The sequence below is a fragment of the Microbacterium sp. SCPM-O-B-15248 (M128) genome (genome assembly GCF_058214835.1).
The window spans coordinates 47,613-74,244 of the sequence record NZ_JBYQLI010000010.1; the positions used below are offsets into that span (position 1 = coordinate 47,613).

Consider the following 26,632-nt stretch of genomic DNA (forward strand, 5'->3'; position numbering starts at 1 on the left):
GGTCACCAGCCCATCGAGCCGGGGACGCCCTTGAACGGCCCCGCGAGGTCTGCCGTGACCCACCCGCCGTAGAACCCGCCGGGCTGCGGTTGCACCGTCTCGCCCGCCACGACGCACCGGTCCATGGCGGCGGCGTACACCGCGACACGGTCGGCGAGCACCTCGAATCCGGGCATCGGGTTCGGGTAGTTCCAGGCCGCGCGCTCGGCGAGCGCCCCCTCGCCGCCGTGCACGTCGAAGTAGCGAGCTCCGCCCTTGAACTCGCAGAAGGATGCCCCCTGACCGAGCGTCAGCGCGTCTCCGAAAGCAGAGATCGGCAGGTAGTACACCGGCGGGTGGCTCGTCTCGAGCACGCGCACGACGTCGTCGGTGTCGGCGATCCGGATGCCGCCGAAGTCGATCTGCACGCGTTTCGCGACCGGCTCGACGCGGGGCGGACGGGGGTAGTCCCACACGGACTCCTGGCCGGGACGAACGGGGTCGGGAACGGGGCGCGACATGCCCCCACGCTACGCCGCACCGGACCGGTCGGGGTCGAGGGCCGGGGCGGGCGCAAGGGCGGCGGCACGCGACCGCCCGACGGTTCGCTACCCTGGGGGCAGGAGGGGCACGAGTGAGCGGCGAACACGGCACCGGCATCAGTCGGCGGTACCGCGTCTACCAAGTGGGCGGGGTCGTCGTCGGCGTGCTGTTCCTCGGGCTCGGCATCGCCGCGCTCCTCGCGGGCGGCGGCCCCGTGATCGCCGCCATCGCCGGAATCGGAGGCCTCGCCGTGATCATCGTGTCGATCGTGATGATGGTGCGCTCGTGAGCACCCCCGAGGACGGCCAGGGCGACAAGCCCCGCAAGTATCCGCGCGGAACGGTCTTCATCTGGATCGCGGTGTCGGCGGTGGGCCTGTGGATGCTGGGCAGTGGGCTCATCGGCATCCTGTCCGGAGGCTCCGGAAACTGACCCGCGACGGGAATTCCCGACGGTCGGCGTCGTTGTCCTGAAGGCATCGATCACCGAACGAAAGGGCATCATGACGCGCATCGGACGCAGCGACCTCGACATCCGTCCCCTCTCCCTGGGCGGCAACGTGTTCGGCTGGACCGCCGACCGCGACACCTCCTTCGCCGTGCTCGATGCCTTCCACGCCGGCGGGGGCGACTTCATCGACACCGCCGACGGCTACAGCGCGTGGGTGCCGGGCAACTCCGGCGGCGAGAGCGAGACGATCATCGGCGAATGGCTCGCGAGCCGGAAGCCCGGAAACGTCGTCGTGGCGACCAAGGTCAGCACGCACCCGGAGTTCCGCGGCCTGTCGGCGGCGAACGTGCGCGCCGCGGCCGAGGCGTCGCTGACGCGACTGGGTGTCGACGCGATCGACCTGTACTACGCGCACTTCGACGACCCTGAGACGCCGCTGGAAGAGACCGTGGGCGCTTTCGCCGACCTCGTCGCGGACGGGCTCGTGCGCTACGTCGCGGTCTCCAACTACAGCGCCGCGCGCATCCGCGAGTGGATCTCGCTCGCCGAGGCCGCCGGCGCCGACCTGCCCGTGGCGATCCAGCCGCACTACAACCTGGTCCATCGCACCGCCGTCGAGAGCGAGATCGTCCCCGTCGCCGAGGAGTTCGGCCTCTCGCTCGTTCCGTACTACGCGCTGGCCAGCGGATTCCTCACGGGCAAGTATCGGACCACGGATGCCGCGGGCGATTCGCCCCGCGCGAGCGGCGCCGCGAAGCTCGCGACGCCGGCGGGGCTGGCGCTGATCGAAACGCTCGAGGACATCGGGCGCGCGCACGGAGCGTCCATCGCCACGACGGCGCTCGCGTGGCTGCGCGCCCAGCCCACCGTGGCCGCGCCCCTCGCGAGTGCGTCGAAGGTCGAGCAGGTCGCCGATCTGGTCTCGAGCATGTCGCTCGACCTCTCCCCCGACGACCTCACGCGGGTCGACGCCGCGTCCCGCCCCGCACAGGGCTGAGGAGCCCCGGCGGGGTCGTGCGGCATCGCGCGGCCCCGCCGTCGGGGAGAATGAGGGGGTGAAGCTCCTCGTCGCCGCCCACGCGTCCGAATTCGTCGCTTTCGAGCCCGACATCCCCGGCTTCGACCGGCTGCTCACCGGCGTCGGCAAAATCCCGGCGGCCTACGCGCTGACGCGGGCCCTGTGCGAGGGCCTGTACGACGAGATCGTCGTCATCGGCACCGCCGGTGCCATCGACCCCGAGCTCGAGGGCGGCATCTATGACATCTCCGCCACGATCCAGCACGACGTGAAGGGCCTGGACGGGACGTTCGGCGAGCACGTGTACCTGCCCGCCCGAGTGGACATCGCCGCCGAGGGCGTCGTCATCGCCACGGGCGACCACTTCGTGGACGACGCCGACGCCGTGGCGCTCATCCGCGGTCTCGATGCCCGCATGGTCGACATGGAGTCGTACGCGCTCGCCTGGGTCGCCCAGCAGTTCGACGTGCCGATCCGCATCCTCCGCGCGGTCTCGGACCGCGCTCAGGACGGCGCGACCGAGCTGTGGGACGACGTCGTCGAGCGGTGCAGCCACGAGCTGCGGGCGAAGTTCCGCGAGCTCTACGGCGTCTGAGAGCCGTTGCGGGCCCGACCCGCGAGGTCGGCGACCCCCACGATGAGCGCGAGACCGAGGAACACCCCGACCGCGATCATGCCGGTCGCGTAGGCGTCGTGGAACACCACGAGGGTGTCGCGGTCGCCCTGCTCGCGGTAGACCGTGGCATAGAACAGGGCCAGGGCGATGGCCGTGCCGACGGCCGTGCCGATCCGCTGGCCCAGCTGGCCGACGGATCCGGCCACGCCGCCGCTGGAGACCGGGATGTCGGCGAGCGTGAGCGTCTGGTTCGGTGAGATGACGAGTCCGCCCGCGAACCCGCCGGCCACCATCACCGCCGCCATCGCCCACGGCGTCCACTCGGGCGGCGTGATCAGCGCGACCAGGGCCAAGGCTCCGGCCGTGGCGACCATGCCGAGGATGCCGGCCACGACGAGCGGGCGTCCGAGACGGGCGACGAGGTTGCCGCCGATCCACGAGCTCCAGGCGGATGCCACGGCGAAGCCGATCGTGACCATGCCGGCGAAGACCGGCTCGAGGCCCAACCCGCCCTGGAGGAACAGCGTGCCCAGCAGGAACATCGCCGGGACCGCCGAGAAGTACGCGGTCGAGATCAGCACGCCGTTCCGGTACGACGCGAGCGAGAAGATCGAGAAGGGCATCAACGGCATCCGACCGCGATCGGCGTAGCGGCGTTCCCAGAAGACGAACGCGGCCGCGAAGACGACCGAGGCCACCAACAGCCACCACCGCCGGGGATCGTCGTCGGGCGATCCGGTCGTGAAGAGGAACGGCCACATGAGCGCCACGATCGTCAGGGCGAAGAACACCACCCCGACCGGGTCGAGGTCGAGGGCACGGTGCGACTTCGTGCGGGTGTCGGGGAGCAGCCACGCCGCCAGGACGATCACGATCGCGACGAGGGGGACGTTGATCCAGAAGATGAGCCGCCAGCCGTCGGTCGGACCGCCGAGGGCGATGAGCAGACCCCCCAGCGTCGGGCCGAGGGCCGTGGCGATACCGATGGTCGCGCCGAACAGGCCGAACGCCCGACCGCGCTCCTTGCCCTGGAACAGCTGCTGCACGAGACCGAGCACCTGCGGCATCTGGATGCCGGCGGCCACCCCCTGCAGCAGTCGCGCCGTCAGCAGCATCGTGGTGTTCGGCGCCAGCGCGCACGCGAGGCTCGTGACGAGGAACAGCGACAGACCGACCAGGAACAGCACCCGGCGCGAGCGCAGATCGCCCAACCGACCGGCGGGCACGAGCACGAGTCCGAAGGTCAAGATATAGCCCGACACCACCAGCTGCAGCTCGGTGGGGCCCGCGTTCAGGGCGGCCTCGATCGAGGGCAGGGCGACGTTGACCTTCGTGAGGTCGAGGATCGTCAGCGCGGCGACGGAGACCGCGATCCAGTAGGCACGCCAGCGGTGGCGGGACGAGAGCTCGATGTCTCGTGTGGGCGGGTGCGGGGACGTGCGTTCTTCTGGCATCGGCGATCAGGCTACTCCCGGCCGGGGACACCTCGGCCGGGCTTGCGCACTCGGGCCGAGCCGACCGCGCGCCGGGCCGACCCCACGTTCCGGGTCAGTCGACGTCGCGCCGGGAGAACACGGCCCGCAGCACGAAGAAGACCACGACGGCCACGATCGCGACGAGCAGCACCTTGAAGACGAAGCCCACGAGCGACAGCAGCACGTTGACCAGGAACCACGCGATGACCACGGCGGCGATGACACCGAGAACGGTCCAGAGGGTGTTCGTGCGCATGCTCTCAGCCTACGAGGACGCGCCTGCGAAAGCGCCCACCGTCGCCGCGTCCTGACGGATGATGCTCGGCCCGCGCGGCGTGGCCGAGACGCGCACCTGTGCCGGCAGCTGGTCCTTCATCGACGCGACGTGGCTGATGACGCCCACCGTGCGCCCGCCCTGCCGCAGCTCGTCGAGCGTGCGCATCGCGAGATCGAGGGTCTCGTCGTCGAGCGAGCCGAACCCCTCGTCGATGAACAGCGTGTCGAGCCGGATGCCGCCCGCCCGCGCCGTGACGACCTCGGCCAGTCCCAGGGCCAGCGCCAGGGAGGCGAGGAAGGTCTCGCCACCCGAGAGCGACTGCGGCGGACGGCACTGCCCCGTGAACGCGTCCATGACCTCGAGTCCGAGGCCGCTCGCTGCACCCCGCGCCGCCAGGGCGTCGGTGTGCTGGAGGCGGTAACGACCGGCCGACATGTGGTCGAGCCGGAGGTTCGCGGCATCCACGATCTCTTCGAGCTCGGCGGCGAGGACGAAGGTCTCGAGCGTCATGCGGCGGGTGTTCGGGGCGCGGCCGGCCAGCGTGTCGGCGAGGCGCGCGATGACCGCGTGCGCGTCGGAGAGCCGGGCCACGGCGGCGCTGCGGGCGTCGGCCCGCTCGGCGAGGTCGCGGACGTGCACGGCAGCGGCCGAGGCGGCGGCGTGCGCGGCGGCCGCGGCCTCGACGCCCGCGCGAGCCGCGGCGACCGCGGCCACGGCGGGAGCGAGATCGATCGGTTCGTCGGATGCCCCCACGAGGAGCAGCTCGAGTTCGAGCAGGCGCCGCCGCGTGGCCGCGAGGGATGCCGCGTGCTCGCTCACCGCCTCCTCGAGGGCACGGCGCGTGCCGGGTTCGCGCAGCGCGGCGCGCACGGCGGACTCGTCGGCGAAGACGCTCTCCGCGAGGAGGGCGTCGAGGGCCGCGCGGGAGTCGGCCGCGGCGCGCACGCGCGCGTCGTGGTCGCTGCGGGCCGCGCTCACCGCGCGCACGGCGTCGCGGCGGGCCGCCACGTCGCGGCGACGTTCACGCACGGTGGCGAACGCGCCCCGCGCCTCGGTGACCTCGACGCGGAGCGCCTCGACCCGCTGGAGGCTCAGTGCGAGCTCCTGGCGGGCGTCGGCGAGTTCGCGGGCGAGCCGGTCGCTCTCGGCGGCGTCGGCCATGTCGCGCTCGAGTGCGGCGGCGCGCTCGACGAGGAGCCGGTCGTGCTCGGCGGCGTCGGCCTCGGCGCGGGCGAGCGCGGCGTCGATGACGCTTCGCCGTTCGTGCAGCGCCGCGACGCTCTCGCCGCCGGCGCGGGCGGCGGCGAGAGCGTGAGCGTCGCGCGCGACACGGGATGCGTCCGAGGCCAGGCGATCCTGTTCGGCGGCGGCGTTCTTGCGCTCCTCGGCCGCCGACACCTCGGCGTCGGTGACCGGAGCGTCGGTCCCGTCGGCGGGTCGCGGGTGCTCCGCCGATCCGCAGACGGGGCAGGGCTCGCCCTCGACCAGCGAGTGGGCCAGTTCGCCGGCCGCGCCCGCCAGTCGTCGGCGCAGGAGGGAGCTCCACGCCTCGACGGCGCGCTGCAGGTCATCGGCGCGCACGAGCGCGGCCAGATCGGCCTTCTCGCGCTCCTCGTTCATGTGCTCGGCCTCGACGGCCGCTTCGATGCGGCGCGAGACCTCCGCCCGCTCCGCGAGCGCGGCATCCCTCCGGGCCGACGATCCGGCGAGCGTCGACAAGCGCTCGTCGAGCGCATCCCGCTCCGCCGGCGCGGTGGAACGGCGGGCCGCGAGAGCCTGACCGCGGGTCTCGGCGCTCTCGACCGCGCGCTGCCGCGCAGCGAGCTCGGCGTCGGCCGCGCCGAGATCGCCCTCGAGGACGAGCGCCTCGTCGACACGCGCGAGGAGCGCGGTGAGCTCGTCGTCGCGCGCGGAGAGGGCCGCGGGGGTCTCGAGCCCGGACTCGCCGAGCACCTCGGCGGCTGCCACGGTCTCGGTCCATCGGACTTCGGCCTGCGTGCGCGCACGTTCCGCTCGGTCGACCGCGTCGAGGGGCGCCCGCAGCGTCTCGGCCGCCGACGCGGCGAGGGACTCGGCACGGAGGACGCCGACGCGGTCGGCATCGGACTCGAGGACATCGAGCTCGTCGCGCGCGCTCCGACGCTCGACCTGCCGATCGTGCACGACCGTCGCCGCGCGTTCGGCGGCGAGCGCCGTGTCGAGCGCCGCGGTGGCCGTCTCCCGTTCGTTCCCGAGGGCATCGACGCGGTATTCCATCCGTTCGACGCCGCGGACCACGCGCGCGACGCGCTCGGCGATACCGGCGACGGGGCCCGTCGGCGGGTCCTCGCCGTCGCCGCCGTCGGTCGAGTCCGGTTCTCGGCTGCCGTCGGGAGTCGCCGCGGCGTCGAAGGCCGCGATCATGCGCTCGGCCTCGTCGATGAGCGTCGAGACCTCGGCACCCTCTGCCGAGAGACGTTCCGCGGCCCGCTTGCGGCGGTCGTCGAGGGCGACGGCGTACTGCTCGAACGAGCGCGTGCCGAAGAGCGTGCGCAACAGCGCCTGGCGTTCGTCGTTCTTGGCGAGGAGGAACCGGGCGAACCGGTTCTGCGCCAGCAGGATGACCTGGAGGAACTGCTGCTGCGTGAGCCCGAGGATCTCGTCGAGTCGCGCGGCGACGTCGACCGGCCGCGCGGCCACACCCGTCCACACTCCCGACTCGCGCACCTCGAGGGTCGCGCGATGCGGCTCCTTCGTGGTGCCGGTGCCGGTTCGTTTGGGCCGTTCGTATTCGGGCGAGCGCGTCACGCGCCACCGCTGCCCGTCGGCGCTGAACTCGACCGTGACGCTCGTGGGATCGTCGAGGCCGCAATGGTCGCTGCGCAGCCGTCGTTCGGCTCCGTCGTAGCGGGGCACTCCGCCGTACAGCCCGTAGCAGACACCGTCGAGCACGCTCGACTTGCCCGCGCCGGTGCGACCGGAGATGAGGAAGATGCCGTCGTCGGCGAACGCGTCGAAGTCGACGACCTGACGGTCGAGGAACGGACCGAATCCCTCGAGTTCGAGACGATGCAGCTTCATGACCGGGCCTCGGTCACCGCACGGGAGTCGAGCACCTCGCGGATGAGCTCGCGTTCGGCCTCGGAGGCTCCCTCTCCCTCGCGCACGTGCGTGAGGAAAGCGTCGATGATCTCGGCCTCGTCACGGGCCGCGCGCACGCGGCGGGCGTAGCCGAGACCGTCCTCGCGCCGGGGCTCGGCCGGGGTGTGCGCGACCGTCGCGCACCAGGGGAACCGGGCCTGCAGGCGCCGCATCGGGTCGAACTGCGGGGTGGCGTCGGTGTACTCCGCGCGCACCCAGTGATCGACGTGCTCCTCGAAGGCATCATCGCTCAGCAGGTCGTCGAAGGGTGCGCGGAGGACGACGAGCGGACGTGGCACGGGCAAGGCCAGCCACTCCACGGCGGCCAGGCCCGTGGCATCCAGGTCGACGAGCCACGAGCCGCGCGGCTTGCTCGCCTCGCCGAAGCTGTAGTGCAGCGGCGCTCCCGCGTAGCGCACGCGGTCGGAGAGCTGCTGACGTCCGTGGATGTGGCCGAGGGCGACGTAGTCGGGGCCGTCAAAGGCGGGCAGGGGGACGTTGTCGATCCCGCCCTGCCGGATCTCTCGCTCCACTCCGGGGGTCGCCTCGACCCCCGCGGCGAAGCAGTGCGCGACGGCCACCGACCGGCCGCCGCGAACGGCGGCGTCACGGCGGACGAGCTCCATCGCGTGACCGATTGTCTGCGCCTGGCTGCGCAGTTCGACGCCCTCCCACAGATGCCGGACGATCGCCGGTTCGAGATACGGGATGCCGTAGAAGTGCACGGGGCCGTGCGCATCGTCGATCGTGATCGGCGTGCCGACGGACAGCGGGTCGGTGACCACGGTGATCTCGGACCGGAGCAGGGCGGACTGGAAACCCAGCCGAGCGGCCGAATCGTGGTTGCCGGACGTGACGACGACACGCGCCCCGGCGTCGGCGAGGGCCGCGAGCGTGCGCGTCAGCAGCGGGTAGCACGCGGCCGACGGCGCCGCCGAGTCGAACACGTCGCCCGCGACCACGACGACGTCGACGTCGTACGCGCGCACCTGTCCGACCAGGACATCGAGGACCTCGGCGAGCGCGTCGAGTGTCGAGTGGCCGTGGAACGACCGTCCGATGTGCCAGTCCGAGGTGTGCAGGATCCGCATGCTGACACGGTACGTCGGGGCTCCGACATCGGCGCTCAGCCGATGCGCGGGTCGCCCGCGCCGAGCGTCACCCGCCGGCGACCTCGGCCGCCAGCGCGCGGATCCGGTCGTCGCCGACATCGAGTCCGATGTCGGCGAAACGCTGGCGCAGGACGTCGGCGATGCGCTCCTCGGGGGCGTCGCCCACGTCGGCGCGCGTCTGGACGACGACACCGTCGATGCGCGCCGCGTCGTCGGTGGGGTGGGTGTCCATCGCCGGCCCGGACTGCTCGTCCGGCCGCGGGACCTTCCGATCCTCGTGTAGAGCACCACCGACCGAGTCGGCGGCGGCGGCACCGCCCTCGGGGCCGTCCGAGGGCTCGGGGCTGCGGGTGTGGTCGGTCATGTCATTCCTCCGTGCTCATGTCGGGGTCGATGCCCTGGCTGGCGGCATCGCCCTCGATGGGGTCCGAGGGCTCCGCGTCGTTCAGACGCGGGGACCCCTTCGCGTGGGCGTTCTGCTCGGCGGTCTCGCCATCGGCGACGTCGCCGCTCTCCCAGCCTCCCGGCGGAATCGCGTCGATGACGCCTTCGGGCAGGTCGCGATCGTGGGTCATGGCATCCCCTTTCACCGACTCCAGCTTCCCGCCGACCCGCCGCATGACGGCGGGGGTTGACGGACTCCGGGGGCGTGGGTACCGGACGCGCTCAGGATCGGGCGTGCAGCAGCCCGGCCCGTTCGGGGTGGGCCTGGAACCACTCCCCCACGTACCAGCACACGGGCAGGATCTCGCGATCGCCCGCGCTCTCGATCGCATCCACGGCCCGCTCCACGACGACCGCGGCGTAGCCCTTCCCACGGAAGGTCGGAATGGTGAAGGCGCGCGTGAGGGCGATCGTGCGTCCGTCGTCTCGGTAGTCCAGCACGGACACCAGGTCGTCGCCGTCGTGCAGCGTGTACCGCGAGGCGGCCCGGTCGTCGGCGAAACGGAGATCGGTCATGGAACATCACCGTACGCCGCTCCGTCGCCCACGGCGTCGGGAGAGCATTGTGCTCGCTGAACGCTCAGCCTGTTCCGGCAAACACAGCAGGATGCCACATTCTCGGGGCGTCATGATTTGACGTGATCCGACCCGGTAGGTCATAATCACCCCCATGACTGTCAACGCGCTTTCTCTGTCCGCCCGGGAGGCGAACGGGACTGCCGGCATGATGATGCCCGGCCGCGTTGTCATGTGTTGTCGAATGTGCCGCTAACAGCGACCCTCGCTCCGACGACCCCGCGCTTCTGAACGCCGGCGTCGTCGCCCGGTCGTCCGCCTTCCGCGTCGATCACGCGCTCGCGGGCACCGCGCACCGGCCCCTCGGCCACACACCTCCCGTCGAACCCCGCACACTCGACGCCCGGGTTCACCACTGAAGGACACCTTCCTCATGTCGATCTCCGCCGTTCTCGACCGCCCCGCCGCCGCTTCGACCGCCGCCACCCGCCCCCAGCCCGCGCAGCGCGTGGCACCGGCACGCCCCACCGCCGAAGCGCCCGTGGCCGCACCGTCCCCCGCGGCCGCCACCGCCCGGCCCGCCGTCCCCGCCGGCACCTCCCCGCGCGGCTTCGCCCTCTACGTCGGCATCGACGAGGCCAAGGCCGCCGCCGCCGGCGTCAGCCTCGGCACCCTCGTCGAGGCATTGCGCCGCACGCTCGGCGAGCTGGCTCCCTCCGCCGAGACCTACGCCACCGTCGCCCTCGCCCCCGCCGGTGCGGGCGGTCGCGATGTCGACGTCGTCCGCCTCGCGCTGCACGAACCGTCCGCCGTGGCCCGCACCAAGGACGAGCCCGCCGACGAGGACCGCGCCCCCCGCGGCGTCATCGTCGACATCTCGCGCAAGCGCGTGCTCATCGACGGCGAGTCGGCGGCGTTCACGTTCAAGGAGTTCGAGCTGCTGCAGTACCTCGTTCTGCGCGAGGGTCGCACGATCGAACGCGCCGAGCTCGTGTCGTCGCTGTGGGAGGGCGCGACCGACGACGAAGCGCCCGGCGAGCGCACTATCGACGTGCACGTCCGCCGCCTGCGCGCCAAGCTCGGCGTGTACGAGGACATCGTCCGCACCGTGCGCGGCGTGGGCTACCGGTTCGACCGCCACGCCGACGTCTCGATCCGGTACGGCCACGGCACCCCCTCGCCCGACCGCTTCTGAGTCCTTCCCGGGCGGGTCGCCCTCGGACCGCGGCGATGTCGGCGGGCGGACGTAGGGTGTCCGCATGAGATCGACCCGGGTGTCCACGCGGCTGCGGCCGCGCGTGACGAGCCCGGCGTCCGCGGCACCCGTCGAAACCGAGTACCGCCCGCGGCAGCCCGTCGACGTCGGGCGCGCGGTCGCCGCGCAACGACACGGACGCAACGACCCCACGTACGCCGCGACCGGATCCCTCGGGGCGGGTGGCGTCGTCTGGCGGGTGAGCCGCACCCCCGACGGGGTCGCGACGCTCGCCCTGCGACGGACCGCCGACGGCACCGTCCGCGCGGCCGCCTGGGGCCCCGGCGCCGATTGGGCGCTCGATCAGCTCCCCGCCCTGTGCGGAGCGAGCGACGATCCCGACGGATTCGACGCGTCGCGGCATCCGTCGGTCGCCGAGTGGCATCGGCGGCATCCCGATCTGCGCATCGGACGCACCGACCTCGTGTTCGACGCCCTGGTCAGCGCGATCATGGAGCAGAAGGTCACGGGCATGCAGGCGTTCTCGGCCTGGCGGAGCATCGTCACGTGGTACGGCGAGCGCGCCCCGGGGCCCACGCCCCACCCCTTGTTCGCCCCACCCGATGTCGAGGGATGGCGTCATGTGCCGTCGTGGGCCTGGCATCGCGCCGGTCTCGAGCCGCCGCAGTCGCGCACGATCGTCGAGGCCGCGCGACGCGGGGCGACCATCGCCCGCGCGGCGACCGAAGCCCCCGACGGCGAGGCGCGCGATCGGGTGTTCATCAGCCTGCGGGGCGTCGGCGTATGGACAAGTGCCGAGACGCGCATCCGCGCCTTCGGCGATCCGGATGCCGTGAGCATCGGCGATTACCACCTCGCGCATCAGGTGGGGTACGCGCTGACCGGGCACCGCACCGACGACGACGGCATGCTCGAGCTCCTCGAACCCTTCGCGGGGCATCGCCAGCGGGTCATCCGACTGATCTCCGCGGGGTCGGCCCTCGAGCCGCGCCGCGGGCCCCGCTTGCACCCCGAGGACCACCGCGATCGCTGACGAGGAGCGTCGGCGACGAGGGGGCACCCGCGGGAGCGCGCCCTCTAGGCTGGGCGCATGACGCAATCCGGAACGGGCTGGCCTCGGGGACGCACCTACTGGATCCTCGGCACCGTGGTGCTGATCGGCGCCGGCGTGCTGTTCGGTCTGGTGTTCCAGAACGTCGGACTCGGCATCCTGCTCGCCGCGATCGTCTCGATCGGCTGGCTGATCGCGTTCGAGTCCAGCCGCGGGCGCAACGTCGGTGTCAACGACCCCGACAACGGCGTCGAGCTCTGACACCCCGCCCGTCCGCGGCGAGCCGTCTCGCGGGTCACCTCCGTTCGATGCCCGCGGCGAACGCGAGCACCCGCGCCGCGACGAACGGCCCCGAGTAGGCCGCGGCCCCCGACGGCGACGGTGGATCGACCGCGGTCGACGCCGCGGCCTCCGCGAGCGCTCCCCGCACGAACGGGACCTCGGCGCCGGTCCCGGTGAGCACGTCGACGGCTCGCCCCGTGTACTCGGCGGCGACCGCGACGCGGCGCGCGGTCGACGCCGCGGTGTCGACGTCGGCCGGCGGCCGCACGGTCTGCGCCGCGGCGAGAGCGGGAGCGGCGCGTGTGTAGCCCGCGACGGCGATGCCGAGCGCCGCCCATCCGTCGTCGCCGGGGACGATCTCGGCCAGGGCGTCGCGTGCGTGCGCGAGGGCGACGGCACGGAGCGTCTCCGGGTCTGCGGCGGCCAGCTTCGCCGCCGCCACGGTGTCGGAGACATCGTCCGCCTTCGCGCGTCCGGCTACGACGCGGGACGCGAACGCCTCCTCGGCGGCGATGCCCGCGCGGCGCAGCAGCGACGCCACCCCGTCGAGGTCGGCGCCGCCGGACAGCGGCGTCGTCGCGGGCTCGCCGGGCGATACGTCGGTCGCGCGCGCGGTCTCGAGGGCGGATGCCGCCAGGAGCGCCGCCGCGGTGCCCGCGCGGGCCACGTCGGGCTCGTCGGCGGCGGCGAGGGAGGTCGTGGCGTAGTGCGCCAGGGCATAGGCCTCGGCCGTCGCCGTGGCGGCCCGGAGCACGGCATCGGCTTCGCCGACCGACGCGGGCTCGCGCGCCGACAGGTCGGTCAGGAGATCGCCCGCGGCGGCGAGTGTCTGCTCGGCCTGCGCCGTCGCGGCGTCGGTCGAGGTCGCGGGCACCGCGCCGAGCACTGCCGCGTCGGCGGCGGTCGTCGCCGCGGCGAGCGCCCCCACCGTGTCGCCCGCGGCGCGCAGGTCGTCCGCGCGTGCGAGGGCGGAGCGCGCCTGCGCGATGGCCGTGGGATCGACGGCGACGTCGAGGGCTTCGGAGGCGCGGGCGATCGTGGCGTCCCGCGCGTCGCTCAGCGCCCCGTCGGATGCCGCCCCGTCCCCACCGGGATCGGGCGCCGTCGGCAGCGGTGAGGGCGAGGCGGCCGGCGTCGGGAACGCTTCTGCGGGGAGGTCCTCCCCGGTCATCACGGCATACGCGCCGGCGATGTCGGCGACCTCGGAGACCGTCATGCCCCCCGTCGCGGCGAGCTGGTCGAGGTCGACGGTGCCGCCCTGAGCGTCGCGGACGATGCGTTGCCCCGCGGGCACGAGGATCGTGTCGACGCCTCCGGCCTCGATCGCGGCCGTGACCTGTTCGGCGAGCCCGGGCACCGGCCGGATCGCCCCGAACGGCGTGACCGCTCCGGACAGCGCCACCCCCGGCAGGATCTCGGTGCCGTAGTACAGCGCGAGGACACCGACGGCGGTGACGGCCCCCGCGGCGGGAGTCGCGATGCGGGTGTCGAACCCAAACGTGTAGGCCGTGTCGGGCCGCGCCCCGGTGAGCAGAGTCGCCGCGGTCACGGCGGTCCAGGTCGCCGACTGCGTCACGGGATCGACGCCGCTGACGTCGTTCTCGGTGATGTCGATGCTGAGCCCCGCCCCTTCGGCCGACGCGGCCGTGATGCGCTGGGTGGCGAGGACGCCCTTCGTGCCGCTGGCGTAGAGCACGGGCACGGTGATCTCGGTGCCGTCGAACCGGCCGTCCTTCTCGGTGCCGAAGCCCAGCGAGAACTGCAGACCGCACCCCGAGAGCACGAGCGCACAGACCAATGCGACAGCCCCGGCGGCGATCCTTCTCACGAGGGCCGCTCCGAGACGAACAGCGCGCACGTCGTGTCGTAGTAGTCGCCGGTCTCGCCGGCGGGGAGCATGCCGATGCGGCGCGCGACGGCTTGCGACGCGGTGTTCTCGGGGTGAGTCACCGCGACGATCCGCCGGAGGCCGCTCTCGTGGGCGAGGGCGAGGACCGCCGCCGCAGCCTCGGACGCGACCCCGCTCCCCCAGGCATCCGGGTGGAAGTGCCAACCGATCTCGACATCTTCGGGGCGCCCGCCGCCGACGCCTGCGGACCAGGGGATCGGCTTCAGCAGGACCGCACCGAGGCGCTCGCCCTCGGAGGTGGTCACGGCCCGCACTCCGAGCACACCGTCCGCGCGCGCGGTCCAGCGTGCGAGCAGCTCATCGACCTCGGCGGCATCCGTCATGACCCGCCCGTCGCCGATGTACCGGCGCACCTCGGCGCGCCGATAGAGGTCGAACAGGAACGCCCGATCGTCGGCAGCGTCCGCCCACTCCCGCAGGACGAGCCGTTCGGTCGTCAGTCGCGTGCGGCGCATCGGGACGTGCGGGATGCCGTCCTCTGCGAACGGCTCCCCCGAGACGACGAAACCGAAGCGGCCGTACCAGTCGGCCAGGTGCGCTTGGGCGTCGAGGAGGGTAGGGATGCCGGGCGCCTCGCGGTCGAGCACCTCGAGGGCGGCGCGCATGAGGTCGGCCGCGAGTCCGCGCCCGCGCGCCGCGGGGAGCGTCGCCACTCGGCCGATGCGGGTGTTCTTCTCTTCGCGCAGCAGACGCAGGGTGGCCAGGACCGCGCCAGAGGGATCTTGGGCCCACAGCAGTTCGGCGCCCGGCTCGATGTCGCGCCCGTCGATCTCGGGGTACGCGGCATCCTGCTCGACGACGAAGACGCTCACGCGCAGCCACAGCAGGCGGTAGAGGGTGAGCGGGGGGATCTCGGCGACGGGGGCCCGGTGCAGCGTGACGGCCATCCCTCGACGCTATCGCGCACCCCGGACGCTAAGGTGACGGCATGTCGTTCCAGGCGTACCTCGACGCGGTCGAGAAGAAGACCGGGCTCACCCCTCGGCAGCTGGTCGATCTCGCGCACGAGCGCGGGTTCGGACCCGACACGAAGGCCACCCCGATCCTGGAGTGGCTGAAACAGGATCACGACCTGGGACGCGGCCACGGCATGGCGCTCGTGCACGTGATCACGAAGGGTCCGAAGATCAGCGACGCCCACGTCGGGAGCGGGGGCGCGCACGCCGACGCGACCGACACGCTCTGGCTCGACGGGGCGGCGACGAACCCGAACGCCTGACCGGCGCCGTCGGGCCCGACCGGGCGGGTCCCGGTCAGTCGCGCCCGAACCGCCGGGAGGCTGCGATCTGTTCGGCGATGCGGCGCAGGGCGAGGATCACCGGTTCCACGAGCACGGTGCCCAGCACCACGTAGCGCACGGCCGCCTCGGCGGATTCGGTCGGGGTGGCGTCGAGTTCCGCCTGCGCGATGGCCCTGAGGTGCTCGACGTACGACGCGAGCACAGGGGCGGGCACGGCGAAGCCTGCGCGATCGAGCGCGGCCAGTGCGCGGGCGAGGGCCGCGAGCTGACCGGGGTAGCAATCGTCGGTGTCGCCGCCGAGACGGTCGAGGAGCGCCAGGGCGGGGCCGAGGTCGAGATCGTCGTCCGCCTCGGGGGGATTCACCGCGGCGCTGGCCTCCCCCAGGAGCGCGTACGGGCTCTCGGGCGGGTTCTCCAGCACCGCGACGACGTTGCGCACGCCGGCGATACCCACTCCGGCGTCGACGAGCGCGCGGATGACCCCGAGTCGCCGCACGTGCGCCTCGCCGTACGTCGCTTGCGTGGGTGAGACCCGCTCCCCCTCGGGGAGCACGCGCTCGCGCAGGTAGTACTTGATCGTCGCGACCGAGACGCCGCTGCGGGCGGAGAGTTCCGAGATCCGCATGGATTCCCCCTTGACTGGATAGCCATACTATCCAATACTAGATAGTGGCACTATCGAGTGAGGACGGACCCATGGCATCCATCAATCCGGGGCGCATGACGCACCAGCACGACGGCGAACTGGTCCTGTTCCACATCGGCATGACGATCAACCGCTGGTGGCGGCCCGACGCGTGGCTGCCGATCTTCGGCGAGATGGGACCGATGCTGCGCGAGCTGAGCGTCGACCCCGACTCGGGCCTGCTCGGCTTCACGATGCTCTTCGGCCCGCGGGGTCCGTACCTCGTGCAGTACTGGTCGTCGCTGGAGAAGCTGTACGCCTACGCCTCCGCGCCCACCCAGGCGCACCGACCGGCCTGGACGCGCTTCCACAAACGCGCACGCAAGGCCGCCGGCGCCGTGGGCATCTGGCACGAGACCTACGTCGTCGATCGGGCCGAGACGATCTACGTGGCCACCCCGCCCATGGGGCTGCCGAAGGCGACGTCGACCGTACCCGTCGGCGCACGCCACGACCGCGCCGCCGCGCGCGTGGCGGACGGACGCACCCCGGCACGCGCGGCGACCGACTCCGCTCAGTAGCCGCTGCCCGGATTCAGGATGCCGCGGGGGTCGAACACCCGCTTGATCTCGTCGTGCAGTCGCACCGCGTCCTCGCCGAGCTCGCGCCGTGCCCACTCGCGCTTGAGCCGGCCGACGCCGTGCTCGGCGGTCACGGTGCCGCCGAGGGCCAGAGCGAGGGCGAAGATGTCGTCGGCAGCGGTGATCGCGTTCGCGGGGAGCTCGTCGCCGTGCTCGACGACGATGATCGGGTGCAGGTTGCCGTCGCCCGCGTGACCGAAGACGAAGATCGCCACGCCGCGGCGATCCGCGATCCGACGGATGCCGGCGATCGCCTCCGCCAGCCGACTGCGCGGGACCGCGATGTCCTCGATGAGCGGGCGACCGAGCCGCTCGAGCGCGGGGAGCGCCTGCCGCCGCGCGTGGAGCAGATCGGCGGCGCGGTCGGCATCCTCGGTCCACTCGACGTGCGCTGCGGTGGGGGCGATGGCGTCCACGACGACCCCCATCTCCTCCGCCGCGCCGAAACCATCGGTCTGTGCGAGGAGCAGGGCCTCGCCGCGCCCGCGCAGCCCCGTGCCCTCGGCGGCGTCGATCGCGCCGAGGGTCGCGCCGTCGAGGATCTCGAGCACCGCGGGCCGAGCACCGCTGACGGCGATCGCGGCCACCGCGGTCGCCGCCTCCTCCAGGGACGCGAAGAACGCCGAAGCCGTCGCCGTCCGCCGCGGCGCCGGCAGCAGCCGCACGCGGGCCGCCACGACGATGCCGAGCGTGCCCTCCGAGCCGACGACGAGACCGGCGAGGTCGTACCCCGTGACGCCCTTGATGGTCGGACGCCCGAGCCGCACGAGCGTGCCGTCCGCGAGCACGACGTCGACCGACAGCACCGCATCGCGGGTCACCCCGTACTTCGCGCCGCGCAGGCCCCCGGCGTTCGTGGCAATGTTGCCGCCGACGGTCGAGATGCCGACGCTGCCGGGGTCGGGCGCATACATCAGGCCCTGCGCCCGGGCCGCGGCATCCAGATCCGCCGTGATGACCCCCGCCTCGACCTCCGCCGTGCCGTCCACCGGATCGATCGCGCGGATGCGGGTGAGCTGCGACAGGTCGAGGACGAGCGCCCCCTCCCCCGCGACGGCTCCTCCGGCCAGACCCGAGCCCGCGCCGCGCGTGATGACGGCGAGACCGGATGCCGCCGCGCGTCGGAGCGTCTCCTGCACCTCGGCGACGTCGCGCGCCACGACGACCTCGACGGGGCGGCCGCCCGGGCGCAGGCCGGAGCGGTCGATGGCCCGGTCGATCTCGGTGGGGGGAACGGTCATGCGAGCACCTTTCGTTCGGCGCGGAGGGCGGGGAGGACGTGCGCGGCGATGTCCTCGAGCAGACGCGTGCTCTCGGTCAGACCGAACTCGGGCGGGAGGAACGCGATGAGGTCGTCCGCGGCCGCGACCGCGGGATCGGCGAGCAGGGCATCGACGACCGCCGACGGTTCCCCGTGGAGGGCGGGACTCATCGTGAAGGCCCCCGGCGGCGCCGATGTCGGTGCCGCGGCGCCGCTCGGTCGAGACGCGGCCGGACCGTTCGCCCGTCGGTCGGCGTCGTAGGCGGCGTACCTCCGCGCGCGGTTCGGCGACGTCGCGGGGAGGATCGATCGGCTCACCGACACCCGTGTCCGTGCACGGACCGGATGCCGGTCCCGGTACGTCTCGACGGCGGCGCGCTGCTCCGCCTCGTAGTCCGCCACGTCTCCGGTGAGGATCGTGCTCAGCATGAGGTTCAGTCCGCGCCGGGCGACGCGCTCCGCCGAAGCGACCGAGCCCGCGCCGAACCACGTGCGCTCGATCAGCGCGGGGCTCGCACCGCGGACGGTCAGCGACGAGCCGTCCGGAGCGAAACCGACGGGCTCTCCCCGCACGGCCGCGAGGAAGGCGTCCAGACGGTGAAGGGACTGCGCACGGCCGTCGTTCGGCTCCTGCCCGAATGCGCGGTCGAAACCGCCGAGCCCCGTGCCCAGGCCGAGCTGCAGGCGACCGCCGCTGAGGTGGTCCGCGGTGGAGGCGGCCTCGGCCAGCAGCACCGGGTCTTCGTAGCGGATGCCGATGATCGCGGTGCCGAGACCGATGCGGGCGGTGTGCTGAGCGACGACCGGCAGGAACACGAGCGGGGCGGCGAGGTAGTTGTCGAAGTGCCGCTGGTACACCCACCCGCGGTCGAAACCCAGATCCTCGGCCTCGCGAAAGAGAGCGATCCCGTCGCGGAGCCCCTCCGGCGCCCGCCCGCTCTCGAACGGCACGCGCGTGTGGAAGCCCAACGTCAGCTCGGGGAGGGTCACGACGCCACCGCCGCCCCGGCCGCGACCGCCACCTCGGGCGGCAGGGCCGCGGTGCCGGGGTGCCCGCCGCGCGCGGCGAGGGCGCCCACCGCCCGCTGCACGGCGTGCGCGAGCGGGGCCGCCGCGCCCGTCCGCCTCGCCAGCAGCCCGACGATCAGTCGTCGTCCGCTCACGCCACGTCCCGGCGGGCGAACACGACCTCGGGGTCGATGCCGCGGCGTGCGACCTCGTCCCGCACGAGCGGGATCACCAGGCGCCCGGCATCCACCGCGTCGTTGAGGTCGCCGAGCGTGGGGAGCGACACGATGTCGGCCCCGAGTTCGACGTACCGCACGATCGCCTCGGCGACGGTCTCGGGCGACCCGACCAGCAGCGACGACGCCCCGCCGGAACCGGCCACGCCCCGCGGCGTCCAGAGGACCCCGCCGTCGTGCTCCTCGGACTGCTCCGAGAGTTCCCGCAGCCGCACGGATCCGACGTTCGTGCTGTTGATGTCCTTGACCTTCTCGTAGAACGGTCGGGCCGCCTCGAGGATGCCGCGCGCCTTCTCGCGCGCGAGGGCGTCGGTCGCGGCGACGACCGGGCGGAAGGTCACCCAGAACCGGATGCGGTCCGTGCGACCGGACGCGCGGGCGTGGGCGTAGACGCGGTCGATCTGCTCGGCCGTCTGGGCCAGCGGCTCGCCCCACAGGGCGAAGATGTCGGCGTGCGCGCCGCCCGAGGCGTACGCGAACTCGCTGGATCCGCCGAGCGACACCGGCAGTGCGCCGCCGGAATGCGTGGCGTATCCGGGACCGAAGCCGTCGAAGCGGTAGAACTCCCCGTCGTGCGAGAACGGGGCGCTCTCGGTCCACACCCGGCGCAGGATCTGGATGAACTCCGACGAGCGGCGGTAGCGCTGCTCCTTGTCGAGGTAGTCGCCCTGGCGCGCCTGCTCCTGGTCGCTGCCGCCCGAGATGATGTGCACGAGGGCGCGCCCGCCCGACAGCTGGTCGAGCGTCGACAGGCCCTGCGCGGCGACCGTCGGGAAGGCCGAGTTCGGGCGGACCGCGACGACGGTCTTCAGCGAGCGGGTCGCCGCCAGGACCGTCGCGGCGAGCGCGTACTGATCGGCGCTCGCCGACGCGTAGGGGATGAGGGTGTAGTCGAAGCCGTACGTCTCGATCGTGCGCGCGTAGTGGCGGAGCCAGTCCACGTCGATGGGGGTGGTGAAGGTGCTGCCGCTGCGGGCGGGGGCACCGGGCGGGCGGCTGCCGACCATGTTGACGAATTCGATGGGCATGGGGGTTCCTCTCTGGAGAGCTGCGGTTCAGGCCGTGACGGGCACGGCGGGTCGGATGCCGCGCGGATCGGGGACCGCGGCGACGAGGGACTGGGTGTAGGGATGCCGAGGGTTCTCGAGCACCTCGGCGGCGGGCCCGTGCTCGACGACGCGCCCGTGGCGCAGCACCGTGACGGTGTCGGCGATCTGGCGTACGAGGGCCAGGTCGTGCGAGACGAAGAGGTAGGTCAGCCCGCGCTCGACCTGCAGACGCGCGAGGACGTCGAGGATCTCGGCCTGCACGGTGACGTCGAGGGCGCTCGTGGGTTCGTCGAGCACGAGGACGTCGGGTTCGAGCACGAGGGCGCGCGCGATCGCGACCCGCTGACGCTGCCCGCCCGAGAGCGCCGCGGCCCGCCGCCGCCACAGGTGTTCGCGCAGCCCCACCGCCGACAGCGCCGCGCGGACGGCCTCGCGTCGCGCTCGGCGGTCGCCGACGCGGTACCGGTCGAGCGGTTCACGGACGAGGCTCTCGACGTGCCACGAGGGATCGAGCGAGGTGAACGGGTTCTGGTACACCAGCTGCAGGTGCCGGCGCACGTCGCGCAGCGCGCGCCGGGAGCGCCCGTGCACCGACTCCCCCGCGACCCGCAGGTCGCCGGCATCCGGGGTCTCCAGCCCCAGCAGGAGGCGGACCGTCGTGGTCTTACCCGACCCCGATTCACCCACGAGGGCGTGGGTGCTGCCCGCGGCCACGGCGAAGGACACGTCGTCGACGGCGCGGAGCTCCTCCCCACCGATGCGGAACGTCTTCACGGCGCCCTCGACCCGCACCGCCGGGTGCGACGCGTCGATGCGGCGCGCGGCGAGCGTCGCGCGGTAGCGGTCGGGCGCGAGGGCCGGCACGTCGGCGCGCAGGGCGGCGGCGTAGGCCGAGCGGGGCGCGGCGAACACCTCGGCCACCGGCCCCGCCTCCTGGATCGTGCCGTCGCGGAGGACGACGAGGTCGTCGGCGCGCTCGGCGGCGAGGGCGAGATCGTGCGTGATGAGGAGGAGGCCGATGCCGAGCGACGTCCGCAGCTCCGTGAGCAGATCGAGGATCCGCTTCTGGATCGTCACGTCCAGGGCGCTGGTGGGCTCGTCGGCGACGAGCAGCGCGGGCGAGGGCAGCACCGCCAGGCCGATGAGGACACGCTGCAGCATGCCGCCGGAGAGCTGGTGGGGATACGAGCGGTAGACGCGCTCCGGGTCGGCGAGCCCGACGCGCTCGAAGACCTCCAGGATGGCGGCGCGCCGGCGTGCGGCATCCCGCTCCCCCGTCAACGCGGCCGCCTCGTGGGCCTGCGCGCCGATGGTGCGAACGGGGTTGAGGGCCGACGCCGGGTCCTGGGGCACGAAGCCGAGACGGCGACCGCGCAACGGTCGGAACCGCGCCGGAGACAGGGCGAGCACATCGTCGCCGTCGAGCAGGACACGCCCTTCGGCGCGACCGGAGTCGCGCGGGAGCAGGCGCAGCACGGCCTTCGCGATCGTCGACTTGCCCGATCCGGACTCGCCGATGAGGGCGAGGCTGCGACCGGCGCGCAGATCGAAGGAGACGTCGCTGACGACGCGGCGTCCGCCGTACGACACCGACAGGTCGCGGACGGCGAGGAGGGGTTCGGTCATGGCTCAGTCCTTCGCTCGCAGCCAGCGGCTGACCCGGTTGATCGACAGCACGACGACGACGATGACCGCCGAGGGGGCGTAGACGAGCCACGGGCTCGACACGAGGTAGTCCTTGCCCGCCGAGACCAGCAGGCCCCAGTCGGATGCCGGGGGCGGGTCGCCGTAGCCGAGGAACGCCAGCCCCGCGATGACGAGGATCGACACCCCGAACTGCAGCACGGCGAGCGCCAGGACGGAGCGTGAGGCGTTGGGCAGGACGTGGGTCAGGAGGACGTGCCACCGGGAACCGCCCTGCAGCTGGGCGGCCTCGACGTACACGGTGCCGCGGACCTTGAGAGCCTCGGACCGCATGACCCGGGCGAAGACCGCGACGGCCGAGACGCCCGTCGCGATCGCGGCGTTGACGGTCTGGAACCCGAGGGAGCTGACGACCACGACAGCGAGCAGGAAGCTGGGGATCGCCAGCAGCACGTCCACGACGCGGGCCGTGACGACGTCCACCAGACCGCCGAAGAAGCCCGCGACCAGTCCCAGCAGCCCGCCGATGACGACCGCGATCGCCACGGCGATCAGGGCGCTCAGCACCGACGACCGTGTTCCGTAGACGACGCGGGTGAAGAGGTCGCGGCCGAGGTTGTCGGTACCGAACCAGTGCGCGGCGCTGGGCGCGAGCAGCTTTTCGCTCGTGTCGCCGACGATCGGATCGGATGCCGTGAACAGCCCCGGCGCGACGGCCCAGGCCGTGACGATCAGTAGGACGAAGGCCGACACGACCACGGCGACCGGTATGCCGCGGCGGAAACCGCGCACCGGGTCGGAGCCGGGCAGAACCGGGGAGAGCACGGCGGTCATCGGACGCTCGCTTCCGGGAGGGGGACGGGGGTGGCGGAGGCCGCGGCGCGGCGCGACGGGAGCACGGACACGCGCGGGTCGAGGACGGGGTAGAGGAGGTCCGCGAGGAGGTTCACCGCGACGAACACCACCGCGGCCAGCGCCACCACCGCCTGGAGCACCGGGAGGTCTTGCGTGGCGACGGCCGTCTGCACGACGCTGCCGATGCCGGCCCGACCGAACACCGTCTCGGTGATGAGGGCGCCGCCGAGCAGCTCCCCCACCGTCAGGGCGATGATCGTCACGACCGGGAGGGCCGAGGGCTTGAGCAGGTGGGCGAAGAACAGGCGCGCCCGCCCGAGCCCCCGGGCGTAGGCGACCACGGCGTAGTCCTGGACGAACTCGTGATCGAGGCCCGTCACGAGGACCTGCGCGATCTGAGCCGACACCGGGATGCCGAGTGCCACCGCCGCGAAGAACGTGGCCACGGGGGCGTCCGGGGCGATCACCGAGAACAGCCCGAGCTGGAACGCGAACACGTTCAGCAGGAGCAGGCCGATGACGAAGTTCGGCACCGAGAGGAACAGCGCCGGAACCGACCGGAGGAGCTGTGCCGCGCGGCGCGGGAGCACCTGGGTGCCGTAGGCGATGACGAAGGCGAGCACGAGGGCGACGCCCAGCGCCGACGCCGCCAAGGCGAACGTCGACGGCAGGGCGTCTCCCACGATCGTCGCCACCGGTCGGCTCGACCTCAGCGAGATCCCGAGGTCACCGCGGACGAAGCGCGAGAGCGCCTCGACGAGCTGGACCCACACCGGGCGGTCCAGTCCGTAGAACTCCACCATCCGCTGGATCTCGTCCTCGGTGAATCCGTTCTCGGGGTTGCGCAGGGTGCTCGTGAGCGGATCGCCGGGGAGCACGCTGATCACCACGAACGTCAGCACGTAGGCCAGCAGCACCACCACGACCGCTTGGCCGAGGCGCTTGGCCGCGAAGAACAGGTAGGTGGGGTTCATCGGGCGTCCTACTTCTGCAGGTACGCCGTGGCGTAGTTCGCGATCGCGACGCCGTTGTACGTCACGCCCTGCAGCTTCGGGCTCTGGACGTAGATGCGCTGCACGATCTGCGTGATCGGCACGAACAGCCCCTGTTCGAGGACGTACGTCTGGAGTTCGTCCACGGCGCTCGCTCTCGCGTCGCGGTCGGTGGCGCGGGCGATGCGGTCGCGCAGGCCGTTCAGCGTGGGGTCGCTCTCGCCGACGCCGAACCAGTCCTCGCCCTTGTTGGCGTTGGTGAGGATGCTCGCGACCGTGCCCACGTCGATGAAGGACCGGGTGATCTCGTACAGCGGGGTCGTGGCATCCGGCTTCACCTTCTCGCCGAAGGTCGCCACATCGTACGTCTGCACGGTCACCGTGAAGCCGAGGTCGCCGAGCTGGTGCGCGACGAGCTCGTCGATCGAGGCCGACGTGGCCAGGTACGGGTTGGCGTAGAGGGTCACTTCGAGGGGCTGTCCGCCCTTCGAGCGGGTGCCGTCGGCGCCCTTCACCCATCCCGCCTCGTCGAGCAGGGCGGCGGACGCCTCGGGGTCGTAGGCGAATTCGGCCGAGTGGTCGGTGGCTTCGGGGACGTTGCTCTGGATGAGTCCCTGGGCGGCCTCCCACCCTTCGGTGTAGACGGTGTCGAGGATCTGCTCGCGGTCGATGCCGTGCTGCAGGGCCTGCCGCACGCGCACGTCGTCGAACGGCGCGGACTGCACGTTCACGCGGTAGCCGTTGGTGAATCCGAGGTAGCGCGGCAGACCGGCGACGAATCCCTGGGCGGTGAGGCTCGTGATCTCGCTCGGCTGCACGTTGTAGATGACCTGCGCCTGACCCGACGTCAGCGCGCCGATCCGGGTGCTGGACTCGGCGACCTGCTTGTACGTCAGCGTGTCGAGGTAGGCCGGGCCGGGGTGGCCGAGGGCTGCGGGGCCCCACTGGTAGTCGTCGCGCTTCTGGAGCACCACGTCGTCGCCGTCGGCCCAGCTTCGGATGGTGAAGGGGCCCGAGCCGGAGAAGTTGTCGAGGTCGCCCTGCTCCTCCTTGCTCAGCGCGAGCGTCTTCGGCGAGACGAGGATCGAGCCGTGGTAGCCGAGGGTCGGGATGAAGCCGAGAGTCGGAGCGGAGAAGGTCACCGCGACCGTCTTCGCGTCGACGGCGGTGGACTTCCGGTAGGTCTTCGGGAACAGCCCGATCGGCGCGATGCCCTTGTCGGCGCTGCCGAACGCCCACGAGTCGAGGTTGGCGACGACGGCGCCGGCGTCCAGCGGCGCGCCGTCCGAGAACGTGACGCCGTCCTTCAGGTGCAGCGTGAACTCGGTGGCATCAGTGTTCTGCTCCCAGCTCTCGGCGATCCAGGGCGACACCTCGCCCTTGTCGTCGACGTAGACGAGCTTGTCGGTGACCTGGCCCCAGATGTTGCCCTGGTAGCTCGAGATCGAGCTCTCGTTGGGCACCCAGCTGCTGCCGAGCGAGTTGATGAGGAAGACGACGTCGCCGCCCTCGACCGGGGCGGAGTCGGTGGGCGCCGCAGCCGGCGTGGTGCCGGCGCACCCGGCGAGGAGGGTCAAGGACAGGGCGAGGGCCGCGCCGAGGGCGGCTCGGCGTCGGCGCTTCGGGAATGCGGACATGGTGGCGATCCTTCGTCGGGGAACCGACCGCGGTGCACGGCCGGGAACTCTGCAGCGAGTCTCGGCGCGGTCCGCGGGAGCGTCCAACGACGACGACCGATGGGAAACGATCGGTCCGGATGATGGATGCCGAAACCCCCGGGATCCGCGGGATTCCGGGGGTTTCGAGGGGGTGGCGGGTCATGTCGCGGCGGCGGGGAGGCCCGCGCGCATGACGCCGTGTTGCGTCAGAGGCCGAGGGCCCGCTTCCCCGCGGCGAGGAGCGCCGAGTCCTCCTGCGGAGGATGGACGCGAGCGGAGAGGACGTCGCGCAGGTGTCGCTCGAGGGGGTTCGACCGACTCAGCGCGGGATTGCCGAGGGCCGCGACCGCGGTCTCGACCGCGGCGATCGCGGAGCGCACGATCAGGATCTTCGCGAGCGGGACGCGCGCCACCGCCTCCGCGTCGCCGGCCACCGCGCGCTCGGTCACGCCGTACAGCAGGGTCTCTGCCTGCACGAGCTGCGCCTCGATCTCGCCGGCCACCGTCTGGATGCGCTCGGTCGTCGCGATCGGACGCCCGAGCCCCGCGGGCACGCGGTCGTGGGCGAAGCGGGTGAAGAAGTCCTGCGCCGCGCGCGCGACGCCGACGTAGAGCGCGGCGTGCGTGAGCCCGAGGGCGCCGGCCTGGGCCGCCGGGTCGCGGTAGACCCCCGTGTACGGGATCTCGAGGAAGTGGTCCGCGGGCGCTTCGACACCGTCGTAGACGACGTCGTGGGTGGAGCTGGCCCGCAGGCCCAGGTGGTCCCACGTGGGGATGATCGTGATGCCGGGCGCATCGCCGCGGACGATGAGATGCCCGACCCGCGGCTCGGGGTCGTCGGTCCTCGCCCACACCAGGTGGTAATCGAGGCCGGTGCTGGCGGTGACGTAGGCCTTCCGCCCCGTCACGGCCCAGCCGCCCGCGGTGCGCCGGACCGTGGTGGCGGGAAGCCCCCCGCGTGCGGGCGCGCCCAGCTCGGGTTCGGCGCGCGCGGTGTTGATCGAGACGGGCCGCTCGGCGGTCTCGGCGACGACCTGCTCGTACAGGTGCGCCGGCCACACGTCGCGATCGATCTGGGCGATATGGGTCGCGAGGGTGTTGGCGACGATGAGGGCCACCGAGGGGTCGCCCCGGCCGATGGCCTGCAGGATGCGCAGCCGCTCGAGCGCATCGACCCCGTCGCCGCCGAAGCGTTCGCCGATCACCGCCTGGAAGACGCCCGCGCGGTGCGCGGCGGCGAGGCCGTCGGCGGGGAAGTCGCCCGAGCGGTCGTAGCGCTCGGCGGTTTCAGCGACGGAAGCGGTGAGGGCGCCGAGGTCGAGGCGCGAGAGGGTCGGAGAGGCAGTCATGCTCCCCATGCTCCGCGCGCGGGACCGCGCACGTCCAACACGGATCGCCGAACCGCACCCATCGGC

General features: G+C 72.7%; 29 protein-coding genes. 9 read left to right on the forward strand and 20 right to left on the reverse strand.

Translation table 11 applies throughout. From position 1 onward, the window contains the following. Positions 1–2: 2 nt before the first annotated feature. Positions 3–500: a DUF427 domain-containing protein gene (locus AC3E6M_RS15215; protein ID WP_138177236.1), complete on the reverse strand. Its 498-nt coding sequence runs from the start codon at positions 498–500 to the stop codon at positions 3–5. Between the two features lie 113 nt (positions 501–613). Between AC3E6M_RS15215 and AC3E6M_RS15220 the strand changes: the two genes are divergently transcribed. From AC3E6M_RS15220 to AC3E6M_RS15235, 4 genes are all read left to right on the forward strand, one after another. Beyond that, a complete protein-coding gene (locus tag AC3E6M_RS15220; protein ID WP_138177233.1) occupies positions 614–811 on the forward strand; it encodes a hypothetical protein in 198 nt (65 codons plus the stop codon). Beyond that, positions 808–954 (forward strand): hypothetical protein, encoded by a 147-nt coding sequence (locus tag AC3E6M_RS15225; protein WP_171024365.1) that lies wholly within the window; start codon positions 808–810, stop codon positions 952–954. Before AC3E6M_RS15220 ends, AC3E6M_RS15225 begins: the two co-directional genes overlap by 4 nt. A 70-nt stretch (positions 955–1,024) precedes the next feature. Further along, positions 1,025–1,969, forward strand: a complete 945-nt coding sequence (locus AC3E6M_RS15230; protein WP_138177230.1) for an aldo/keto reductase — start codon at positions 1,025–1,027, stop codon at positions 1,967–1,969. Positions 1,970–2,027: 58 nt separating this feature from the next. After that, positions 2,028–2,585, forward strand: coding sequence for a phosphorylase family protein (locus AC3E6M_RS15235; RefSeq protein ID WP_138177227.1), 558 nt, complete (start codon positions 2,028–2,030; stop codon positions 2,583–2,585). Here AC3E6M_RS15235 and AC3E6M_RS15240 read toward each other — a convergent pair. The 7 genes from AC3E6M_RS15240 to AC3E6M_RS15270 all read right to left on the reverse strand — a co-directional run bounded on the left by AC3E6M_RS15240 (position 2,573) and on the right by AC3E6M_RS15270 (position 9,550). Beyond that, a complete protein-coding gene (locus AC3E6M_RS15240; protein ID WP_171024364.1) occupies positions 2,573–4,060 on the reverse strand; it encodes an MFS transporter in 1,488 nt (495 codons plus the stop codon). The two genes, AC3E6M_RS15235 and AC3E6M_RS15240, sit on opposite strands and share 13 nt — an antisense overlap. A gap of 94 nt (positions 4,061–4,154) precedes the next feature. Next, positions 4,155–4,337, reverse strand: a complete 183-nt coding sequence (locus AC3E6M_RS15245; RefSeq protein ID WP_138177224.1) for a hypothetical protein — start codon at positions 4,335–4,337, stop codon at positions 4,155–4,157. Positions 4,338–4,346: 9 nt separating this feature from the next. Then, positions 4,347–7,418, reverse strand: a complete 3,072-nt coding sequence (locus AC3E6M_RS15250) for an AAA family ATPase (protein WP_138177221.1) — start codon at positions 7,416–7,418, stop codon at positions 4,347–4,349. Beyond that, positions 7,415–8,569, reverse strand: coding sequence for an exonuclease SbcCD subunit D (locus tag AC3E6M_RS15255; RefSeq protein WP_138177218.1), 1,155 nt, complete (start codon positions 8,567–8,569; stop codon positions 7,415–7,417). Before AC3E6M_RS15255 ends, AC3E6M_RS15250 begins: the two co-directional genes overlap by 4 nt. Positions 8,570–8,636: 67 nt before the next feature. Further along, the gene (locus AC3E6M_RS15260; protein WP_138177215.1) at positions 8,637–8,954 is read right to left on the reverse strand and encodes a hypothetical protein; all 318 of its coding nucleotides are present in this window, start codon (positions 8,952–8,954) and stop codon (positions 8,637–8,639) included. A 1-nt stretch (position 8,955) separates the two neighbouring features. Then, positions 8,956–9,165 (reverse strand): hypothetical protein, encoded by a 210-nt coding sequence (locus AC3E6M_RS15265; RefSeq protein ID WP_138177212.1) that lies wholly within the window; start codon positions 9,163–9,165, stop codon positions 8,956–8,958. A 91-nt stretch (positions 9,166–9,256) separates the two neighbouring features. Next, positions 9,257–9,550: a GNAT family N-acetyltransferase gene (locus tag AC3E6M_RS15270; RefSeq protein ID WP_138177209.1), complete on the reverse strand. Its 294-nt coding sequence runs from the start codon at positions 9,548–9,550 to the stop codon at positions 9,257–9,259. Positions 9,551–9,983: 433 nt separating this feature from the next. On the opposite strand from AC3E6M_RS15270, the gene AC3E6M_RS15275 reads away from it, so the two are divergent. The 3 genes from AC3E6M_RS15275 (at position 9,984) to AC3E6M_RS15285 (ending at position 12,078) form a co-directional block, all read left to right on the forward strand. After that, the gene (locus AC3E6M_RS15275) at positions 9,984–10,745 is read left to right on the forward strand and encodes a winged helix-turn-helix domain-containing protein (RefSeq protein ID WP_394529747.1); all 762 of its coding nucleotides are present in this window, start codon (positions 9,984–9,986) and stop codon (positions 10,743–10,745) included. A 64-nt stretch (positions 10,746–10,809) separates the two neighbouring features. Then, positions 10,810–11,799, forward strand: coding sequence for a DNA-3-methyladenine glycosylase family protein (locus tag AC3E6M_RS15280; RefSeq protein ID WP_394529746.1), 990 nt, complete (start codon positions 10,810–10,812; stop codon positions 11,797–11,799). A gap of 57 nt (positions 11,800–11,856) precedes the next feature. Beyond that, the gene (locus AC3E6M_RS15285) at positions 11,857–12,078 is read left to right on the forward strand and encodes a hypothetical protein (RefSeq protein ID WP_138177902.1); all 222 of its coding nucleotides are present in this window, start codon (positions 11,857–11,859) and stop codon (positions 12,076–12,078) included. A 34-nt stretch (positions 12,079–12,112) separates the two neighbouring features. Here the strand turns inward: AC3E6M_RS15285 and AC3E6M_RS15290 are convergent, their stop codons facing one another. Beyond that, positions 12,113–13,927, reverse strand: coding sequence for a hypothetical protein (locus AC3E6M_RS15290; protein ID WP_171024392.1), 1,815 nt, complete (start codon positions 13,925–13,927; stop codon positions 12,113–12,115). Beyond that, entirely contained in the window at positions 13,924–14,895 is a 972-nt protein-coding gene (locus AC3E6M_RS15295; protein ID WP_138177898.1) for a GNAT family N-acetyltransferase, read from the reverse strand. Before AC3E6M_RS15295 ends, AC3E6M_RS15290 begins: the two co-directional genes overlap by 4 nt. Positions 14,896–14,936: 41 nt before the next feature. Here AC3E6M_RS15295 and AC3E6M_RS15300 point away from each other — a divergent pair, with 41 nt between their 5' ends. After that, entirely contained in the window at positions 14,937–15,227 is a 291-nt protein-coding gene (locus AC3E6M_RS15300) for a DUF4287 domain-containing protein (RefSeq protein ID WP_138177896.1), read from the forward strand. 34 nt (positions 15,228–15,261) lie between these two features. On the opposite strand, the gene AC3E6M_RS15305 is transcribed toward AC3E6M_RS15300, so the two are convergent. Then, positions 15,262–15,873 carry a MerR family transcriptional regulator gene (locus AC3E6M_RS15305; RefSeq protein ID WP_138177894.1) on the reverse strand — a complete coding sequence of 204 codons (612 nt, stop codon included), beginning with the start codon at positions 15,871–15,873 and terminating at the stop codon, positions 15,262–15,264. A gap of 71 nt (positions 15,874–15,944) precedes the next feature. Between AC3E6M_RS15305 and AC3E6M_RS15310 the strand changes: the two genes are divergently transcribed. After that, the gene (locus AC3E6M_RS15310; RefSeq protein ID WP_138177892.1) at positions 15,945–16,454 is read left to right on the forward strand and encodes a DUF4188 domain-containing protein; all 510 of its coding nucleotides are present in this window, start codon (positions 15,945–15,947) and stop codon (positions 16,452–16,454) included. Here AC3E6M_RS15310 and AC3E6M_RS15315 read toward each other — a convergent pair. The 9 genes from AC3E6M_RS15315 to AC3E6M_RS15355 form a co-directional block, all read right to left on the reverse strand. After that, positions 16,448–17,755 carry an FAD-binding oxidoreductase gene (locus AC3E6M_RS15315; protein ID WP_138177890.1) on the reverse strand — a complete coding sequence of 436 codons (1,308 nt, stop codon included), beginning with the start codon at positions 17,753–17,755 and terminating at the stop codon, positions 16,448–16,450. The two genes, AC3E6M_RS15310 and AC3E6M_RS15315, sit on opposite strands and share 7 nt — an antisense overlap. Further along, positions 17,752–18,765, reverse strand: coding sequence for an LLM class flavin-dependent oxidoreductase (locus AC3E6M_RS15320; protein WP_138177888.1), 1,014 nt, complete (start codon positions 18,763–18,765; stop codon positions 17,752–17,754). The genes AC3E6M_RS15315 and AC3E6M_RS15320 overlap by 4 nt, the downstream gene beginning before the upstream one ends. Then, a complete protein-coding gene (locus tag AC3E6M_RS15325; protein WP_171024391.1) occupies positions 18,762–18,938 on the reverse strand; it encodes a hypothetical protein in 177 nt (58 codons plus the stop codon). Before AC3E6M_RS15325 ends, AC3E6M_RS15320 begins: the two co-directional genes overlap by 4 nt. Beyond that, positions 18,935–20,047, reverse strand: coding sequence for an LLM class flavin-dependent oxidoreductase (locus tag AC3E6M_RS15330; RefSeq protein WP_394529743.1), 1,113 nt, complete (start codon positions 20,045–20,047; stop codon positions 18,935–18,937). Before AC3E6M_RS15330 ends, AC3E6M_RS15325 begins: the two co-directional genes overlap by 4 nt. A gap of 27 nt (positions 20,048–20,074) precedes the next feature. Continuing rightward, positions 20,075–21,694: a dipeptide ABC transporter ATP-binding protein gene (locus AC3E6M_RS15335; protein WP_138178161.1), complete on the reverse strand. Its 1,620-nt coding sequence runs from the start codon at positions 21,692–21,694 to the stop codon at positions 20,075–20,077. A 3-nt stretch (positions 21,695–21,697) separates the two neighbouring features. Beyond that, positions 21,698–22,546 carry an ABC transporter permease gene (locus AC3E6M_RS15340; RefSeq protein ID WP_138178163.1) on the reverse strand — a complete coding sequence of 283 codons (849 nt, stop codon included), beginning with the start codon at positions 22,544–22,546 and terminating at the stop codon, positions 21,698–21,700. Further along, complete coding sequence (locus AC3E6M_RS15345; RefSeq protein ID WP_138178166.1) at positions 22,543–23,541, reverse strand: ABC transporter permease; 999 nt, start codon at positions 23,539–23,541, stop codon at positions 22,543–22,545. The genes AC3E6M_RS15340 and AC3E6M_RS15345 overlap by 4 nt, the downstream gene beginning before the upstream one ends. 8 nt (positions 23,542–23,549) lie before the next feature. Then, positions 23,550–25,196: an ABC transporter substrate-binding protein gene (locus AC3E6M_RS15350; protein WP_138178169.1), complete on the reverse strand. Its 1,647-nt coding sequence runs from the start codon at positions 25,194–25,196 to the stop codon at positions 23,550–23,552. Positions 25,197–25,423: 227 nt separating this feature from the next. Beyond that, complete coding sequence (locus AC3E6M_RS15355; protein WP_252370963.1) at positions 25,424–26,566, reverse strand: acyl-CoA dehydrogenase family protein; 1,143 nt, start codon at positions 26,564–26,566, stop codon at positions 25,424–25,426. Between the last annotated feature and the right edge of the window lie 66 nt (positions 26,567–26,632).